Annotated in this window: 18 protein-coding genes; 9 read left to right on the forward strand and 9 right to left on the reverse strand. The window is 38.1% G+C overall.

Translation table 11 applies throughout. From position 1 onward, the window contains the following. Nucleotides 1-44 precede the first annotated feature (44 nt). From uvrB to C1A06_RS02550, 3 genes are all read left to right on the forward strand, one after another. Nucleotides 45-2,063: an excinuclease ABC subunit UvrB gene (gene uvrB / locus C1A06_RS02540; RefSeq protein WP_101688663.1), complete on the forward strand. Its 2,019-nt coding sequence runs from the start codon at nt 45-47 to the stop codon at nt 2,061-2,063. A 19-nt stretch (nt 2,064-2,082) separates the two neighbouring features. Beyond that, a complete protein-coding gene (locus C1A06_RS02545; RefSeq protein ID WP_101688664.1) occupies nt 2,083-3,033 on the forward strand; it encodes an NAD(P)-dependent oxidoreductase in 951 nt (316 codons plus the stop codon). Between the two features lie 205 nt (nt 3,034-3,238). Further along, on the forward strand, nt 3,239-3,616 hold the full coding sequence (locus C1A06_RS02550; protein WP_101688665.1) for a hypothetical protein: 378 nt from the start codon (nt 3,239-3,241) through the stop codon (nt 3,614-3,616). An 81-nt stretch (nt 3,617-3,697) separates the two neighbouring features. On the opposite strand, the gene C1A06_RS02555 is transcribed toward C1A06_RS02550, so the two are convergent. The 4 genes from C1A06_RS02555 to xerD form a co-directional block, all read right to left on the reverse strand. Further along, nucleotides 3,698-4,234 (reverse strand): hypothetical protein, encoded by a 537-nt coding sequence (locus C1A06_RS02555; protein WP_101688666.1) that lies wholly within the window; start codon nt 4,232-4,234, stop codon nt 3,698-3,700. Nucleotides 4,235-4,353: 119 nt separating this feature from the next. Next, nucleotides 4,354-4,833 (reverse strand): low molecular weight protein-tyrosine-phosphatase, encoded by a 480-nt coding sequence (locus C1A06_RS02560; RefSeq protein ID WP_185116804.1) that lies wholly within the window; start codon nt 4,831-4,833, stop codon nt 4,354-4,356. Nucleotides 4,834-5,110: 277 nt separating this feature from the next. Next, the gene (locus C1A06_RS02565; protein WP_101688667.1) at nt 5,111-5,656 is read right to left on the reverse strand and encodes a DUF3332 domain-containing protein; all 546 of its coding nucleotides are present in this window, start codon (nt 5,654-5,656) and stop codon (nt 5,111-5,113) included. Between the two features lie 47 nt (nt 5,657-5,703). Further along, entirely contained in the window at nt 5,704-6,609 is a 906-nt protein-coding gene (gene xerD / locus C1A06_RS02570) for a site-specific tyrosine recombinase XerD (RefSeq protein ID WP_101688863.1), read from the reverse strand. 61 nt (nt 6,610-6,670) lie between these two features. Between xerD and C1A06_RS02575 the strand changes: the two genes are divergently transcribed. Further along, entirely contained in the window at nt 6,671-6,973 is a 303-nt protein-coding gene (locus tag C1A06_RS02575; RefSeq protein WP_101688864.1) for an FtsB family cell division protein, read from the forward strand. A 10-nt stretch (nt 6,974-6,983) separates the two neighbouring features. After that, nucleotides 6,984-7,343, forward strand: coding sequence for a hypothetical protein (locus C1A06_RS02580; protein ID WP_101688865.1), 360 nt, complete (start codon nt 6,984-6,986; stop codon nt 7,341-7,343). A gap of 39 nt (nt 7,344-7,382) precedes the next feature. Here C1A06_RS02580 and C1A06_RS02585 read toward each other — a convergent pair whose 3' ends face one another. Both C1A06_RS02585 and C1A06_RS02590 read right to left on the reverse strand, forming a co-directional pair. Further along, nucleotides 7,383-8,432, reverse strand: a complete 1,050-nt coding sequence (locus C1A06_RS02585; protein WP_159461374.1) for a TlpA disulfide reductase family protein — start codon at nt 8,430-8,432, stop codon at nt 7,383-7,385. 23 nt (nt 8,433-8,455) lie between these two features. Further along, nucleotides 8,456-9,628 (reverse strand): TlpA disulfide reductase family protein, encoded by a 1,173-nt coding sequence (locus tag C1A06_RS02590; RefSeq protein ID WP_101688669.1) that lies wholly within the window; start codon nt 9,626-9,628, stop codon nt 8,456-8,458. A gap of 490 nt (nt 9,629-10,118) precedes the next feature. On the opposite strand from C1A06_RS02590, the gene C1A06_RS02595 reads away from it, so the two are divergent. Both C1A06_RS02595 and groL read left to right on the forward strand, forming a co-directional pair. Continuing rightward, the gene (locus C1A06_RS02595) at nt 10,119-10,388 is read left to right on the forward strand and encodes a co-chaperone GroES (protein ID WP_101688670.1); all 270 of its coding nucleotides are present in this window, start codon (nt 10,119-10,121) and stop codon (nt 10,386-10,388) included. 28 nt (nt 10,389-10,416) lie between these two features. Continuing rightward, a complete protein-coding gene (groL, locus tag C1A06_RS02600) occupies nt 10,417-12,048 on the forward strand; it encodes a chaperonin GroEL (RefSeq protein ID WP_101688671.1) in 1,632 nt (543 codons plus the stop codon). A 69-nt stretch (nt 12,049-12,117) separates the two neighbouring features. On the opposite strand, the gene C1A06_RS02605 is transcribed toward groL, so the two are convergent. The 3 genes from C1A06_RS02605 to C1A06_RS02615 all read right to left on the reverse strand — a co-directional run bounded on the left by C1A06_RS02605 (nt 12,118) and on the right by C1A06_RS02615 (nt 15,486). Next, nucleotides 12,118-13,527 (reverse strand): glycosyltransferase family 39 protein, encoded by a 1,410-nt coding sequence (locus tag C1A06_RS02605; RefSeq protein ID WP_245871986.1) that lies wholly within the window; start codon nt 13,525-13,527, stop codon nt 12,118-12,120. A 202-nt stretch (nt 13,528-13,729) separates the two neighbouring features. Beyond that, nucleotides 13,730-14,587, reverse strand: coding sequence for a GNAT family N-acetyltransferase (locus C1A06_RS02610; RefSeq protein ID WP_101688673.1), 858 nt, complete (start codon nt 14,585-14,587; stop codon nt 13,730-13,732). Further along, complete coding sequence (locus tag C1A06_RS02615) at nt 14,584-15,486, reverse strand: DUF2156 domain-containing protein (protein ID WP_101688674.1); 903 nt, start codon at nt 15,484-15,486, stop codon at nt 14,584-14,586. Before C1A06_RS02615 ends, C1A06_RS02610 begins: the two co-directional genes overlap by 4 nt. A gap of 168 nt (nt 15,487-15,654) precedes the next feature. Between C1A06_RS02615 and C1A06_RS02620 the strand changes: the two genes are divergently transcribed. Then, nucleotides 15,655-16,257: a LuxR C-terminal-related transcriptional regulator gene (locus C1A06_RS02620; RefSeq protein WP_101688675.1), complete on the forward strand. Its 603-nt coding sequence runs from the start codon at nt 15,655-15,657 to the stop codon at nt 16,255-16,257. A 23-nt stretch (nt 16,258-16,280) separates the two neighbouring features. Continuing rightward, the gene (locus C1A06_RS02625; RefSeq protein WP_101688676.1) at nt 16,281-16,988 is read left to right on the forward strand and encodes a hemerythrin domain-containing protein; all 708 of its coding nucleotides are present in this window, start codon (nt 16,281-16,283) and stop codon (nt 16,986-16,988) included. Nucleotides 16,989-17,200 lie beyond the last annotated feature (212 nt).

Consider the following 17,200-nt stretch of genomic DNA (forward strand, 5'->3'; position numbering starts at 1 on the left):
ATTTATTTATGATATCTTTGATAGTTTATACGCTTGATTTATAAATGGATTTCAAATTAATATCGGATTTCAAACCAATGGGCGATCAGCCCCAGGCTATCAGTTCTCTTGTAGAGGGCGTCGAAAGCGGAGTTCCGGCTCAGACACTACTTGGTGTTACGGGCTCGGGCAAAACTTTTACGGTAGCCAATGTGATCAAAGAATTGAATCGTCCTGCTCTGATTCTGAGTCACAACAAGACTCTGGCTGCGCAGCTATATAGCGAGTTCAAGGCATTTTTCCCTGAAAATGCTGTCGAGTATTTTGTTTCATATTACGATTATTATCAACCCGAAGCTTACATACCTTCTACAAATACATACATCGAAAAAGACCTCTCGATAAACGATGAAATCGAAAAATTGCGTCTCAAAACAACAACTGCTCTACTATCAGGCCGGCGAGACGTAATTGTAGTTTCATCAGTATCGTGCCTCTATGGTATCGGTAACCCCGATGACTTTCAGGCAACAACCGTAACAATAAAACAAGGCCAGAAAATTGGACGCGATAAATTTCTTCGTTCGCTGGTCGATTCACTCTATTCGCGTAATCAAGTCGATTTCAACGCCGGAAATTTCCGCGTGAAAGGCGATACTGTGGATATTTATCTTGCTTATGGCGAACTAGTCATTCGAGTAACTTTCTGGGGAGATGAAATTGATCGTATAGAATCGGTCGACCCTATATCTGGAGTACGAGTAGAATCGTTCCAAGAATATCGCATCTATCCGGCTAACCTTTTCGTCACGACAAAAGAACGTATGATGCGAGCAATTGCCGAGATCGAGATTGACCTCGGTCATCAGGTCGAATTCTTCCAATCGATCGGCAAACCGCTCGAAGCTAAGCGACTTTATGAGCGTGTGACGTACGATATGGAAATGCTCCGAGAAGTTGGTTATTGTTCGGGAATAGAGAACTACTCGCGTTATTTTGATAATCGTAAACCTGGAACTCGCCCTTTCTGCTTGCTTGACTTCTTTCCTAAAGATTTTCTGATGGTTGTGGACGAAAGTCACGTAACTATTCCTCAGATACGTGCTATGTATGGCGGTGACCATTCGCGTAAGGGAAACCTCGTTGAATATGGATTCCGACTTCCAGCAGCGTTAGACAACAGGCCTTTGAAGTTCGAAGAATTCGAGTCGTTGGTATCGCAAATACTTTTCGTGAGCGCTACTCCTGCCGATTACGAACTGATGAAATCGGAAGGTGTGGTAGTTGAACAGCTGATTCGCCCGACCGGATTGTTAGATCCTCCTATCGAGGTTCGTCCAAGCCTCAACCAAATCGACGACCTGATGGAGGAAATACAGCAACGTATCGAAAAAGATGAGCGCGTATTGGTACTAACTCTTACGAAACGCATGGCCGAAGAATTGACGAATTACCTGATAAACAACGGCGTAAAGACAAGCTATATCCACTCGGATGTAGATACTCTGGACAGAGTTCGCATTATGGGAGAGCTTCGTGAAGGAACTTTCGATGTTTTGGTTGGTGTCAACCTGCTTCGCGAAGGATTGGATTTACCAGAAGTTTCGTTAGTGGCAATTCTGGATACTGACAAAGAAGGCTTCTTGCGTTCGCACCGATCGCTGACTCAGGCTGCCGGTCGTGCAGCCCGTAACGTAAACGGATTGGTAATATTTTATGCTGATAAGATCACAGATAGTATGCGGAAAACGATGGACGAATCGGCACGTCGGCGTGAGATACAGATGGCATACAACAAAGATCACGGCATTGTACCGAAACAGATCAAGAAAGCTAAAGCCACCGGCTTTGATTTCTCAAAAGAAGACCTGGAACCTACGGGAGTGACTTATGGCATCCCACAAACAGAACGTCAGGTAGCCGAAAAAGGGCCTGAATACATGAGTAAAAGCGAGATCGAAAAGAAAATTGAAAAGGCTAAGAAACAAATGGCCGAAGCTGCCAAGAAACTCGAATTTCTGGAAGCTGCCCAATATCGCGATCTGGTAATCCACCTCGAAAATATGTTGAAAAAGAAAACTTAATTACTTAAAAGACCTAATTATGAAAAAAATATTGATGGGACATAACTTTCTGAGAGAAGGTTTCAAGTCATTGGAAGGCAAGTTTGAGATTATTTATCCCGAAAAAAGCCACTTCAACAAGGAAGAAGTTCTCGAAAGAATTGAAGACATTGATGTTTTAGTCCCGAATTTCACATTCCGAACCGACAAAGAAATCATAGATGCAGGCAAAAACCTGAAACTGATTGCCAATTTCGGAGTCGGATACAATACGATAGATACTGAATATGCTGCACAAAAAGGCGTAACCGTAACCAATACGCCCTATTCGGTTCTGGAACCTACGGCCGAACTGGCTTTTGCTCTGATTGTAGCTACTGCACGCCGTGTAGGTTTTTACAACAACAAATTACACTCGGACGAGAGAATCAGCTGGGGAATCTTCGATAACCTAGGTACATCCATTTACGGACGTACACTTGGGATCTACGGAATGGGCCGAATTGGACAAGCAGTTGCCAGACGTGCCATTGCCTCCGGAATGAAGATTATATACCATAATCGCCGCAGGCTGGACGAAGCAATAGAAAAGCAATACAACGCTCGATATGTAGATTTTGATACATTGCTCCGAGAATCGGATGTTATCTCGCTAAACGCGCCCGCAACATCGGAAACCTATCATTTGATGAGTGATGAACAATTCAAGGCGATGAAACCGACTGCAATACTGGTTAATACTGCACGTGGAAGCTTGGTTGACGAGCAAGCTTTGATCCGCGCATTGCACAACAAGGAAATTTATGCTGCCGGTTTGGATGTATTCGAAAATGAGCCCAAAATACCGGAAGAATTGAAACAGTTTGAGAACGTAATTCTCACTCCTCATGCAGGAACTCAAACTTATGAAGACCGCATTAAAATGGAGGAAGAAGTGGCTAAAAACATACTCAACTTCTTCTCGGGAGGAAAAATAAACAAGGTGAATTGACATAAAACTCAATATCAATATAACAACGCCGCTAAGAAATCTTAGCGGCGTTGTTTTGTGATGAATTTCATTAGGCACTCCTTATCAGGCAAATATTATTACGAGATACGCATTTCATATCTATAGTAAAAACATCAACACAAGATTGGTGAATATTAACAAAATTTTATATTTTCGCATAAATTAAAATTTAGACCCAATATTTATGAAAAAAATTGCTGTACTATTAATTGTAGCACTATCTCTATCATCGTGCGCTACATTATTTACCAACTCAAGACAGAATATAACATTCTCTGGAATGGAAGGCACAAAGATTTATGACACTGCCAGCAATATAAAGATTGCAGAAATAGGCAATAATAAATCAGTAACAGTCCCCGTCAAAAAATCAATTAAAGACAAACAACTTATAGCTAAGAAAGATGGCTATAGAAATTTCCCATTCATGTTAGAATCTTCTTTCAACACAACCTCGTTGTGGAATATTCTCTTCTGGCCTGGATTTATTGTCGATTATGGAACAGGACAAATGAACAATTGGGATAATACTTATATCAATATAGAATTGGAAGAAGAATAAGTAAAGTCATCAAGCACTTTCTGATATAGAAAGGCCACTAATTCGAATTAGCGGCCTTTTATATTATACAAGAAAACGGGGTTATCTCTTTCTGAACTCAACTGACATTGTTATTCTTGTTATTTTAACTTTATAACTTTCCATTTCTTCTAACATATCTGTAAAATCAGGATCATTTTCGGCAATCGTATTGATCAAATTCTGCAAGGCTTCACCTGATAGATCTGCCGATTGTTGCATTACATTATTTCTAATACTAATAGTATATTTCTCCGTTGACTTTCCTTCTGGTGTTTGCAATAGGACTTTACCATCCAGTCTGTAAGTCCCTTTTTCATAAGAACCTGCTCCATCCCCTTCATATGTACCATCATCAGAATATCTCAGATATCCGTATATTTCTTGTCCAAAGTCAACTTGACTCCAATCTACGTTTTTATAAGCTTCTTTTATAGCTTTGTTGACTTCCTTATTATTTGTTTCGAATCCCATTGACAGAACTTCACTGAAATCCCATGTACCTACAATATCGGCAGAGTAATCCACATCATCGTCGTCGCTGCCACATGAAACGAACACAAAAGGGAGAATGAGCAGAAATAAAAATAGTTTTTTCATAGTAATGGTTTTTAGGTATTAAAAAATTTAGGTCTTCGTTATTTTTGATTGATTCTCAAATATATGGTTTACAGCGCAACGAAACAATCGGAAAATGTTAAAAAAAGAAGGAAAACTGTTTATAGTTTCCCTCCTTTTATATCATCAAGCAACCCTCGGCAGGCATCTTCTAGCAAATCGAGAACAAGCTCGAAGCCATCAGCCCCCGAATAATAGGGATCGGGAACATGATCGTGTACATACTTTCTCGAAAAATCGACCATTCGATGTACTTTCTTTTCCGACTCGATATCCGTAGCCAAAGCCATTATATTGTAGTAATTGCTATCGTCCATGGCGAGGATAATATCGAAATTATCGAAATCGCGAGCAGTAAATTTGCGCGACAATGAATCGAACATATAACCCCGTCTAGCTCCATGACGGCGCATACGATGATCAGGCAGCTCGCCATCGTGATATCCGGATGTTCCGGCCGAATCTACCTTTATATACTTATCAAGGCCTTCTTCTTTTACCAACTTTTTGAATATCCCCTCTCCTGCCGGAGAACGGCATATATTCCCGAGGCAAACGAACAGCACTTTATATTCTTTCATAGGATACTTATTTAAAATGATTTGCAAATATAGGAATAAGCTTCGATCAGTAAAAATCATGGGAACTTACGCACGAAGCAACATTTTCCAATATTATCGACATATCTTTATCTATACAATAAAGTTCTTTGACAAGATGAAATAATTTGTAAGCTAAAAACAACAGAATAAGAATAACGTAAAATCTGTACACAAGTGTTACTTTTTAACAATCTGGCAAAAAAGAAAGGCGTACTGCCCGAGAGCAATACGCCTTTTATTCTTGTGTGTAGCTTAATTATTTAGCTGCGTAGAACATAGCTTCAGTGATTGATTGTTTGAACGCAAGAGTTCCTTGAGCCGACAATTCAACACGTTTTTCTTCACCATTTGGCATGTAAGCTGTTACGCTGTTATCATCTTCAAACTTGAAAAGTTTGTGAGATTCGCCAGCAGCTACTGCACTCCAAGTATCTGTTGCTTTGTCATAAACCAACTCAACTTCTTCGCCCTTTTCGTTTGTGATGTTGTAACCGTTTTCCATAGTTTCTACCATGTAGATACCATCCTTACCTTGTACTTTTTTCACAACACCAGCTTCTACCGGATTGTTTCCAGTCCAAAATTCGATAGAGTTGATAACTAGTATGTCAGCCAACATACACACTTCGTAAACAGGCACAATCCATAGAGCCAAGAATACCACTTCGTTCACAAATTTGCTATCGATGCCTTGGTTCCATGACAACAATTTGTTTGACAAATTGAAAGAACCTATGCACGAAGAGAAAAAGAAGCAGCTAGCCAATGCTAATGCCGAAATTGATAAAAATGTTTTTCTCATAATAAATGTTCATTTATAGTTTAGTAATACGCAAATATAACAAATTTTCAGAAAGTCCTCTTATTTCGTGGATGATGTTCAATTATTTCCTGACGAAGGAACTCCCGATCAAGATGTGTATAAATTTCTGTTGTAGTAATCTTTTCATGTCCCAACATTAGCTGGATAGCACGTATATTGGCCCCTCCTTCGAGCAAATGAGTCGCAAATGAATGACGGAAAGTATGCGGACTGATATTCTTTTTGATTCCCGCTTCTTCGGCATATTGTTTAATGAAATGAAATACCATAATTCGCGAAATTGCTGTGCCACGATTGCTAAGAAAGACGATATCTTCATGTCCTTTCTTGGGCTCCATCTCATTTCGATAAAAGAGGTAGTTCCGGATTTCGCGGATGGCCGTTTCAGATATAGGTACCAGTCGCTGCTTACTCCCTTTCCCCTCTACTTTGATGAAGCCCTCATCTAGGAACATATTCGAGAAGCGTAGCGTTATCAGTTCCGATATTCGCAATCCGCAACTATACAATACCTCTATTATTGCCCTGTTTCGTTGTCCTTCTTTGGTCGATAAGTCAATAATACCTAGCAACATTTCGATTTCGTCCAACGATAATACAGTTGGCAGTTTTACCCCTATTTTAGGAGTCTCGAGCAATTCCGACGGATCGGCATCAATATAGCCATCGAGAAGAAGAAAATTGAAAAAAGATTTTATACCGGATATCACCCTGCCAACCGATCGGGGAGCAATTCCCAAATCGTACAGCTGAGCCACAAATTGCTGAAGGTCGTCCAGTTTTATTTCTCTAAGAACCAGGTTATCGCCTTCGATATAGTTCACTAGTTTAGCCAAATCGTCCATATATGCCTCAATCGAGTTTGGCGATAGCGATCGTTCTAAAAGTAGGTAACTGCGGTACTTACGTACTATATCATCTTTAACATTCATCTGTGTCAATTTATTCATGCAAATATATATCTTTGTGACAAATAGTAAAGCTTCAAACAAAATGAAATATTTAAGACGTATCGGTTTTTACTTGATACACAGATATTCGAAGTTGCAGTTAATCACAATTGCAGCACTACTTATTTTGGCCTTTATTATTAGCGACAGTAATATATTTTCGCGTTTGGGATACGACCTCGAAATCCGTGAACTGAATAATCAAATCGAATATTATCGGAACAAAACCGTTCAGGATAAAGAACGTCTTGAGCAGTTGAAATCGAATCAGGCAGATATCGAAAAATTTGCTCGCGAACGCTTTATGATGAAAAAATCTGATGAAGATATTTTTGTCGTCGAATAAAACTTATAGCATGAAAATTAATCCTAAGGTAAAGAATACAATCTTTCAAATATCGGCATTGCTCATCATTTTTGCAGCCATCCTTTATTCATTTTCGGTAATTGCAGCTAAATATGCAATGATAGTCGGAGTCGTTGGTTTCGGCGCGTGCGTATTCACAACCAAATATCCGGGAAAAAGCATAAGAGGCAGAAGATTATATAACATACAGATTTTTGCGGTGCTCTTTATGGTAGTATCTGCCTATCTGATGTTTGTCAATATGCACGAATGGGTAGTCACTCTACTTATAGCCGCTGTTCTTACGCTCTATTGTTCTATCATGTTGCCCCGCGCATACGAGCAAGAAAAAAGCGAAGAAAACAAATAAGTTCTCTCCGCTATTTCTATAGTTTTTTATTCCGATATCTTATTTCACCAATTCGGCTACTTTAGCCGCAAGTTCTTCACCACGAAGACCTCTGGCTACGATGGTTCCATCTTTATCGATAAGAACTGTATGAGGAATTGATCTTACACCATAAGCTGCTGATAGCTCGCTATCCCAGAATTTAATATCAGATATTTGTGGCCATGTGATATTCAACTCTTCAATGCCTTTTACCCAAGCTTCATGCTCTCTATCTAGAGAAATTCCCACTATTTCGAAATCTTTGCCTTTATATTCTTCGTACATTTTCACCAATTCAGGCATATCGGCACGACATGGAGGACACCATGATGCCCAGAAATCAACTAGAACAACTTTTCCTTTACCAGCAAAGTCAGCCAAGGCAATATCATTACCTGCCGGATCTTTAGCTTTCAGATCAAGAAATTGAGCACCGATTGCTGTTCTCGCAATTTTCTGTATTGGTTCGAATTCTTTTGCTGCCGTGTTTAGCTTGTCCAATATTTCTTTTTGCTCTATTGCACTAAACGAGCTGGCAGAATTGGCAAAAGCAAGTACTCCTGCAATGTTCTCAGCATTTGTTGTAATGAAATTTTTAGATACTTCGTTTAGTTTCTGATACATGCCTTCTCCTTTTTCTCTCAATTCGGCAATCACATCTTCTTTACCATTAGCATCGCTCATTTGTTGACGCAAATCATTGATTTGCTTTTTCAATGTGTCCAATTCTGCATAATATACTTTTAGATTATTATCCAAAGCATTATCAACGTTTGCAGTCAATGTACCCGGTTCTAGAAGAACGAAGGTTCTTTTGCCATCAGCTGTCAATGAAGCATACTCAATTTTCTTAGCTGATCCTTTTATTTCGAACTTGCCTTCTGTAACAATAGCACTATCGAGCTGTAAACCATCATTAATTTCTGATTTTGACAGTTCAACAGTATTAAGATACACAACAGTATTGTCAGGTGCCTCTATTGTTCCTGAAATAGTATACGCATTCTTATCGGCACACGACGTAGCGATAAGCGCTAATGCGATAGTAGAAAAGACTAATTTCTTCATAATCATATAATTTAATATTGGTCTTAATTTAAAACTTCTTCTAATTTTTCTTCCAATTCAAATGGAGGTAAGTTTACACCTATAGCTTTTCCCTCGGCATCGTAAAGCAACGTATATGGTACTTCTGCAATCTCGTAAGCAGCTACTGCTGCATGCGTCTGATCGAACAATTGTACCCAAGTAACATTATTAAGCTCCTTGATAGCTGCAAGCTGAACCATTACTTCGTCAAAGTTCTTCTTGTCTCTCTCGAGCGAAATGCCAACAATATCGAAATTCTTATCTTTATTAGCTGCATACACAGTGCTCAAATATGCCATTTGTTGAAGGCAAACCGGACTTTGTGTATTCCAAAAGAATAGAAGTGTATACTTTCCTTTACCCAAATATTTTGACAAGTTTTCGGTCTGGCCTTTTATATTTAACAAAGCAGCTTCCTTATAGTTCGATCCTAATATTCTATTTTCGCGTTCGAGCAAACCTCCAAGATATTGTTTTGCATCCAATACCTCTTGACGTTTTTGGAAAGAAGTATCGCCCAAAGCAATTAAATCCAATTTTTGTCTCGATGAAAGATCCTGAGCCATATCCCAAAACAGCATTGTTCCAACTTCGTTATTCATATTGTCTTTCAAGAAAGCATACATCTTTTTCTTTGTATCTTTCGAGATATCTCTCATTCTTTCCTGAACATCTTTGCCATCTGTGTCCAAAGGAACAAGGCTCAGATTATTACCGGCTTTTATTATCTCATCATTTATATCAAGCAATTGGTTATTTACAGCATGATGAACTTCGTTCAATCTAACATTTCTATCGGTACCACCAAGCACAACTTTATTGCTGTCGATAGATAAAGTGACTTTGCCTTTTTCAAGAATAAGGAAAGCCTGAGGCGCAACAACCAGCGAGTCTTGTGGAGTATTATCTTTATTGAAGCTTACCAATCCCAAAGACGGATCAGCATCCAATGATACGTTAAACACAAATTTTCCTTCCTTTACGACAGACGAATCTTTCAAAATCGGGCCTTTAGATACCATACTGTCGAGAAGCATCGAGTAGAGATATACAGATTTACCTTCGAGATATTTAGAAGTTACACTTCCTGCAATTTCGGTCTTGGATGAATTGCCACACGATGTGGCAAGTAGCAACGCGGCTAAAGTAAACGATAAGAAAAATGATTTCTTCATAAAAGCTTATTTATCTGAATTGTTATTATACACACAAATGTACAATAACTTGTAAGGTTATTTAATTTAAAACGATAATATATTGGTATTATTGCTAAAAAAATGTTTACAAGTATTTATATTTCAGCAAAATCGAGAGATTTATCCCATCGATTAAATTATTGAATCTTTATCAATACTAGAAAAGTAATACACGGAACGTGACAAAATAAAACATTTATAAAAACTGTACACAAGTGTTACTTTTTAACAAAAATACAACTGATCTACAGACCATTAAGCGATGAACATAAAATCAATACGAGATGCATTATAAAATGAATAATCAGTGGACAGAATGTCAGTTGGCGATTTATAGTAAAATCATATTTTCTGCATTTTTGACAGATAACAAAGGGCATTGATTTTTGGCATACATTTCGCATATGAACTTTACGTAATATTTTCAAATAAATTAAAACATAAAATACAACTCAAAAAATTAACAATTATGAACATTAAACCATTAGCAGACAGAGTGCTTATCAAGCCTGCTGCAGCAGAAGAAAAAACAGTAGGAGGGATTATTATTCCGGACACAGCTAAGGAAAAACCGTTGAAAGGCGAAGTTGTAGCAGTAGGAAACGGAACAAAAGATGAAGAAATGGTTGTTAAACCTCAGGATCAGGTTCTTTTTGGTAAATATGCCGGAACTGAAATCGAATTGGATGGCGAGAAATTCTTAATCATGCGTCAATCTGATATTTTAGCAATTATCTAAGTCTAACCTCAAAAAACAACATACAATCATGGCAAAAGAAATTAAATTCAATATAGATGCTCGCGACGAACTAAAAAAAGGTGTTGACGCGTTGGCTAATGCAGTAAAAGTAACACTAGGACCAAAGGGTCGTAATGTAATTATCGAAAAGAAATTCGGCGCTCCGCACATCACTAAAGATGGTGTTTCGGTAGCTAAAGAAATCGAATTGGAAGAAGCATTCCAAAACATGGGTGCTCAACTAGTAAAAGAAGTTGCTTCGAAAACAAACGACGATGCAGGTGACGGAACAACTACAGCAACTGTACTTGCTCAATCAATCATCAGCGTAGGTTTGAAAAACGTTACTGCAGGTGCAAACCCAATGGATTTGAAACGCGGTATCGACAAAGCTGTTGCTAAAGTTGTAGAAAACATCAAAGCTCAAGCAGTTGAAGTTGGCGACAATCTTGAAAAAATAGAACACGTTGCAAAAATCTCGGCTAACGGCGACGAAACAATCGGTAAACTGATTGCAGAGGCAATGGGCAAAGTGAAAAAAGAAGGTGTTATCACAGTTGAAGAAGCTAAAGGAACTGAAACTTATGTTGATATAGTTGAAGGTATGCAATTCGATCGTGGTTACATTTCTCCATACTTCGTAACTAATACTGAGAAAATGGAAGCAGATCTAGAAAACCCATATATCTTGATCTACGACAAAAAAATCTCTGTATTGAAAGATATCCTTCCAATCCTTGAAGCTGCTCTTAAATCAGGCCGTTCACTATTGATCATTGCCGAAGATATCGACTCTGAAGCATTGACTACATTGGTAGTAAACCGTCTACGTGCAGGTTTGAAAATTGCTGCTGTTAAAGCTCCTGGATTCGGTGATCGCCGTAAAGAAATGCTTGAAGATATCGCTACACTTACAGGCGGTATCGTAATTTCGGAAGAAAAAGGCATCAAACTTGAAGCTGCTACTATCGAAATGCTAGGTACAGCTGATAAAATAACTATCAACAAAGACAATACAACTATCGTAAACGGTGCTGGCGACAAAGACGCTATCGCAGCTCGTGTAGGTCAAATCAAAGCTCAAATCGAGAAAACAACATCGGATTACGATCGCGAAAAACTTCAAGAACGTCTTGCTAAATTGGCAGGTGGTGTAGCAGTTCTTTACGTAGGTGCTCCATCAGAAGTTGAAATGAAAGAGAAAAAAGATCGTGTTGACGATGCTCTATCTGCAACTCGTGCTGCTATCGAAGAAGGAACAGTTCCTGGAGGTGGTGTAGCATACATTCGTGCTATCGATTCACTAGAAGGATTAAAAGGCGAAAACGATGACGAAACAACAGGTATCGAAATCATCAAACGCGCTATCGAAGAACCTCTTCGCCAGATCGTAAGCAATGGTGGAAAAGAAGGTGCAGTAGCTGTACAAAAAGTACGTGAAGGCAAAGGCGACTTCGGTTACAATGCTCGTCTTGACATCTACGAAAACTTAAATGCTGCAGGTGTTATCGACCCAGCTAAAGTTACTCGTGTTGCTCTTGAGAATGCAGCTTCTATCGCAGGTATGTTCTTGACAACAGAATGCATCATTGCTGATAAGAAAGAAGAAAATCCAGCTCCAGCAATGCCTATGGGCGGCGGAATGGGTGGAATGATGTAATTCGCAATCCACATAATACAGAAAAAGGGTATCGATTTGATACCCTTTTTCTATTTTGGCTTAATCAACTCACTCCTTCAGTTTATACAAGTAAAAGTCAGTATAGCTGTATTCGGTATATGTGTCAACTAGTTCATAATTCTCGTGCAAAGGAGCAAAGGAACTGAAATGCTCATAATTACGAGCCTTCGAACTCAGCACAACAAACTGAACCTCCCTATTCTCTATATACTTCTCCTGCTCGTCACGCATCTTGGGATATTGAGCATAAGATAAATTGGGCGTCAGAAAATATCGTACATTAGGAACAATATTGGCCAACGTGAATATGGCATTCGCCTCATCCAACGAAGTATTCAATAGTGTAGGATTCTTCTCCTTCGAAACGACATCCGCAAATTGGAACATTACTCCTCGAGGCGAATCTTTACGTTGAAGCTCTCTAGATATTAAACGGAAGTAGTTCTTCTCTCCTATTGATACAGACAATCCTACAAACAGGAAGAATGCAGCCAGATGCCAAGCAAAACGAATCTGAATATACCTCTTCAGATAATAGGCAATTACTATCAGACCCAGTATTCCGTATATATAGTATGGGATAGAATAATAGAAGAAATAGTTGATCATAAACACCACTGCGAACAATGACAGAAAGCCCAATACGAGCCCTATTTTCGCAATAATATTACGAATGAATATCAACGGAAAGGCAATAGCTCCCAAAAGCAAAATAGAGAATTCTATCGTCTCGAAACGAAGTCGCTGATAGAAACGGACAATAAGATTAACCAAAATCGAATCCGAGGTTTCAGCCTGAGTCATATTCACCGTGATATACGCCTCTATAGCATTAGCCATAGAATCTGTAGCTACAAAGTATAGAAATATTGGAACAACAACGACTAAGCCTCCAAACAAGAAAACAGCGATATTAATAACTAGATTCTTATACTCTTTATTTTGTATCAAAATAAGACCTATAGCCAATAGCATTGGAATCCAGAATATTGTAAGCGTAAATTTGGTCAGAAGTACAATTCCCCACATTATGCCATGAACAAACATATAACGATAGTTATGCTCGCGAGGATCCTTGTAAAATCGTATAAACAAATACAAACTAATCCCTATACATACGGCTATAAATTCTTCTGCCGAACCTCCCTGCTCGGTATGTGACATGAACAACGGAAGAAAAGCAATGGCTACCAAGAAAGAATAACCCTTATCCAGAAATAATAGAGCTGTGTAATAAGCAGTAAAGCTAAGTGTTATCCATGCTAAACTCTCTATAATAAACATACCTAAAAAAGAGTCGTTCGATATAAGATAGCCCACTGCATACAAAAAGAAGATCATCGGACCTTTATGATCAAAGACCTCTAGATAAAGTACTTTACCATTTGCTATAGCCTTACCAATATTGAAGTATAGATTGATATCCGACCACTCGTTTATAGGATATAAGGGAGACATCTTGGAGCAGAAAAACACAGCCAAAATGCTATAGATTAGCAATAAAATTAAAGGGTACTTATTCTCTTGTAAAGATGCTCTTATTCTATTGGTAGTTCTCATTCAAGTCGATACTAGTTAATTACGACCAAAAGTATAAAAAACATTTCAAAGTCGATCCATTATTATAGTAAGTTCCCCGAATAAAGGACTTTACCCGAACTTACTCAAGCATTAAATTGATGATAACTTGACGCTGCGGGAACAGGTTATAAATCTTTGGTTCCAAGCCTTCGGTTCTGAAGCCAAACAATAAACCACACAATTGACTTTCATCTACTATTAGATCGGGTTCTCTACTAGTTTCTATTATTCGACCATTTGCTATGCGATAAGTATCTCTATCTATTATTCGGATTACAACCTCTTTATCAGGATTTCCTAAAGCATACAAGCTCAAAAAATAGTCTATATCGATTATTTTAGCCATGGAGGCTAGATTAGTCTTAGGCAAAGGATCTCCATTCCTCTCGGCAAGGTTTAGTTCATCTACAATAGTTATAAAATCACAGAATGATTTCTGTACACAGAAATCTCGTTCATTGTAGATTACATCAAAATCATTATATATTGTTTCCCAATCCTCGCAACAAACCAAATGTTCTTTCAAGTCTAGAGGGGCATCTCTTTCTTCCGAAATCTGTTGATAACCAAATCTTTCATAATATGCAAACAACGACTCTTCAGCTGGAACCAATACAGACAAGTGAATACCACGTTTTTGCATCACTTTATGGGCACGCGTAATCAGTTCGCCCATATATCCTTTACCTCGATATTCAGGTAACGTAGAAAGACCTACCAGATAGTAAAAAGGGATGATCTCTCCATAAAAAGAAATGGAATATTCTACCATTTGCAAAGCTGCAACAGGGGTATTTTCCTCAAAATATATGAGCGTATTTTCAGGCTTATATTGACGCGAAAAGAACAGATCGATATATTCGTCCGAGTCTTCAAAAACAGTCTTCCATATAGAACGGACTGTCGGTGTTAAGGATCTGTCTGAAAATACAATCATCGATTTTTGATCTTTAGAATACCCTCGTGAAGAAGGAATTCGGGGTAATATGACTCTTTCGCTTTACGAAGGTTTTCAAGCCCCATATCTTCCTCTCGGTTGATATATTTAAATTCGGAAGCTTCATTCGCTATAAATTGCTGATTGATTATAGTATAGGCTCCATTAATTTCGCCAAAAGCTTTTTCAACATGAACAACAAAGTAATCTTCATTCAAAGGCTCGCCAACTGTAAATGCCACAATCTTGCCATTGACACGAATTGCTCCTCCTCGAAGCCCCAGATATTCGAAATTATCCAACATTTCTTTTGTCGCAATATAATCATAGCGAATAGACTTGTCTGCGTTAGCTTTATCGGTAGATTCCCATTCGTCAAGCATATACAAACATTCTTGATAGTCAGTCTGCGATGTTAAAGGAAAATAATGCCAATCGGGATTATCCTTCTGAAAACGATTTATATGATTACGCTTACTCTGAAGTTTTTTTCCACTCAACGTGATCAGCTTTTCTGACAGATAAACATACTCATCGTTATCTCTATCATGAATATATTCATATTCGCCAGGCATAGCAGCGTCTATATCGTTAAACATCCACTGCGAAATGCCCTTCATCTGAAAGGGTATTCTTCGCTCTTCTGCATCGGATCTTATCAGATCGAAAGCTTCTTTCAGCCCCATTCTACCAATGGGCATCATATAATAAATCTGCCCGTCAAGCTCTTTAAGACGGAGAAATAGCGTTTCTTTGATTATTGTGTATTCTGTGCGAAAACGCTCTCTCCAAGCATATAAATTTGCAAAGCAAAAATCGCATGTACGGTATCTATTTCCTTGCAAGCAAACATCAAATGTAGCTTTATCGGATAGCGTAATCGTTTTGAAATCTATCATAAATATTGTAATTTCCTTTCTTTTAGCTACAAAGCTACAACAAAAACACACAGTCTGTAATTAGTATAGAAACTTTTTATAGCCCCTAAAATTTGTATATATCTTGCATAAACCAATAATTATCACGTAATTTGCATAATTAAGAATGATTCTATATAACAACACTAGATGCTGAACAAAAAGAATGTAATAGCGGTAGCCGAACCATCATATATCATCCGTAAAGGATTGGTGTATGTACTCTCTCAATCATCTATCGTATCGAAAGTCATCGAGCTAAAAGAGATGGAAGATCTCAATCACCAGCTCAATATGGCTCAGCCCGATGCTCTGGTTATCAATCCGATGCTTTTTGGTCACGCCAATAGATCAGACATACGCCAGCAATTCAATCTTGAAAAAGATATGACTATCATTGCTTTGGTCTATAACCTAATTGACGAAAAGTTCTATCGCTCTTACGACGCCATATTGAGGATCAACGATTCGGAATCAAAAATTGACGACATACTCCAAGAGGCACTTAATAAAGATGCAAAGCAGTCGGATACCGAAGAACTAAGCGATCGTGAGAAAGAAATTCTTGTAAGTGTTGTTAAAGGCATGAGCAACAAAGAAATTGCCGATTACCACAACATTTCAATACATACCGTCATTACGCATCGTCGTAATATGTCACGCAAACTTAAGATACACAGTGCTTCGGGACTTATTATATATGCAATCATCAACAAATTGGTTGATATATCTGAGATCAAATACCAAGATTAAGAACCGATTAAGTATTAAACAAAATGAAGAACGTAACTATAGTTTTCAATAAAAATATGAAGATGTCGGATCTTATCGATGCCGACTATCACTTGCTACAACTACTTCACCGTCTGAATATCTCGTTGGGATTCGGAGATAAAAGCATAAAAGCTGTATGTGAAGCAAACGGATTCGATGCAGACTGCTTTATTTTTCTGGCTAACTTCCAATCAAACAAATCAACCCTGAATGTTGAAGAAGCATTTGAAAGCCTTCCTCTGAAGCCTTTCCTCGACTATTTGGAAATGTCACACAACCATTTCATCAATATACAACTCCCGAATCTTCGTCGTAAGCTAAAAAACCTTTTGGATAGCTCAGATCAGAATATAAGCGAAATGATTTTACGCTTCTTCGACAGATACAGTAACGATGTATACGAACATATGACTTACGAAGATGAAGTCGTATTTCCATACATCCGTTCTCTCCTGAACAAACAATTATACCAAGAAGATTACACAATTGATGTATTCAAAGACAGACACGATGACATAGAAGGCAAGATGGATGAGTTGAAGCAGATATTACTTAAATACATTCCATCCGAGAAAGGAGATCAACTACTACTTACGAATCTCTTGATGGATCTATACATCAGTGAAGAAGATCTTGCAGTACACACCTACATCGAAGATGAACTAGTCATTCCTCGTGTTCGACACATAGAGTGTGAGTTGAAAAAGTAACACTTGTATACACTTTTCACGTTATTTTTATTTGATAAGAATATTACTAAAAATCGCATTTATTAGTACTTTTCCTCATGTCATATATCTTTGAATATTGATAAACTTACTTATATATCATAACACTAAGACCTCTAGGAAAAGCCTACCCAATATAAAAGAAATAAATAGAGAGATACAATATATGTAATTTTACTATCTTTGCTGCGTTA

It is taken from the genome of Dysgonomonas massiliensis (genome assembly GCF_900240225.1).
Lineage (GTDB): Bacteria > Bacteroidota > Bacteroidia > Bacteroidales > Dysgonomonadaceae > Dysgonomonas > Dysgonomonas massiliensis.

Excerpts from the sequence above, each read along its gene's own strand:
- uvrB (WP_101688663.1), top strand. The coding sequence starts at position 45 with ATGGATTTCAAATTAATATCGGATTTCAAACCAATGGGCGATCAGCCC.
- C1A06_RS02545 (WP_101688664.1), top strand. The coding sequence starts at position 2,083 with ATGAAAAAAATATTGATGGGACATAACTTTCTGAGAGAAGGTTTCAAG.
- C1A06_RS02550 (WP_101688665.1), top strand. The coding sequence starts at position 3,239 with ATGAAAAAAATTGCTGTACTATTAATTGTAGCACTATCTCTATCATCG.
- C1A06_RS02555 (WP_101688666.1), bottom strand. The coding sequence starts at position 4,234 with ATGAAAAAACTATTTTTATTTCTGCTCATTCTCCCTTTTGTGTTCGTT.
- C1A06_RS02560 (WP_185116804.1), bottom strand. The coding sequence starts at position 4,833 with ATGAAAGAATATAAAGTGCTGTTCGTTTGCCTCGGGAATATATGCCGT.
- C1A06_RS02565 (WP_101688667.1), bottom strand. The coding sequence starts at position 5,656 with ATGAGAAAAACATTTTTATCAATTTCGGCATTAGCATTGGCTAGCTGC.
- xerD (WP_101688863.1), bottom strand. The coding sequence starts at position 6,609 with ATGAATGTTAAAGATGATATAGTACGTAAGTACCGCAGTTACCTACTT.
- C1A06_RS02575 (WP_101688864.1), top strand. The coding sequence starts at position 6,671 with ATGAAATATTTAAGACGTATCGGTTTTTACTTGATACACAGATATTCG.
- C1A06_RS02580 (WP_101688865.1), top strand. The coding sequence starts at position 6,984 with ATGAAAATTAATCCTAAGGTAAAGAATACAATCTTTCAAATATCGGCA.
- C1A06_RS02585 (WP_159461374.1), bottom strand. The coding sequence starts at position 8,432 with ATGAAGAAATTAGTCTTTTCTACTATCGCATTAGCGCTTATCGCTACG.
- C1A06_RS02590 (WP_101688669.1), bottom strand. The coding sequence starts at position 9,628 with ATGAAGAAATCATTTTTCTTATCGTTTACTTTAGCCGCGTTGCTACTT.
- C1A06_RS02595 (WP_101688670.1), top strand. The coding sequence starts at position 10,119 with ATGAACATTAAACCATTAGCAGACAGAGTGCTTATCAAGCCTGCTGCA.
- groL (WP_101688671.1), top strand. The coding sequence starts at position 10,417 with ATGGCAAAAGAAATTAAATTCAATATAGATGCTCGCGACGAACTAAAA.
- C1A06_RS02605 (WP_245871986.1), bottom strand. The coding sequence starts at position 13,527 with ATGTCTCCCTTATATCCTATAAACGAGTGGTCGGATATCAATCTATAC.
- C1A06_RS02610 (WP_101688673.1), bottom strand. The coding sequence starts at position 14,587 with ATGATTGTATTTTCAGACAGATCCTTAACACCGACAGTCCGTTCTATA.
- C1A06_RS02615 (WP_101688674.1), bottom strand. The coding sequence starts at position 15,486 with ATGATAGATTTCAAAACGATTACGCTATCCGATAAAGCTACATTTGAT.
- C1A06_RS02620 (WP_101688675.1), top strand. The coding sequence starts at position 15,655 with ATGCTGAACAAAAAGAATGTAATAGCGGTAGCCGAACCATCATATATC.
- C1A06_RS02625 (WP_101688676.1), top strand. The coding sequence starts at position 16,281 with ATGAAGAACGTAACTATAGTTTTCAATAAAAATATGAAGATGTCGGAT.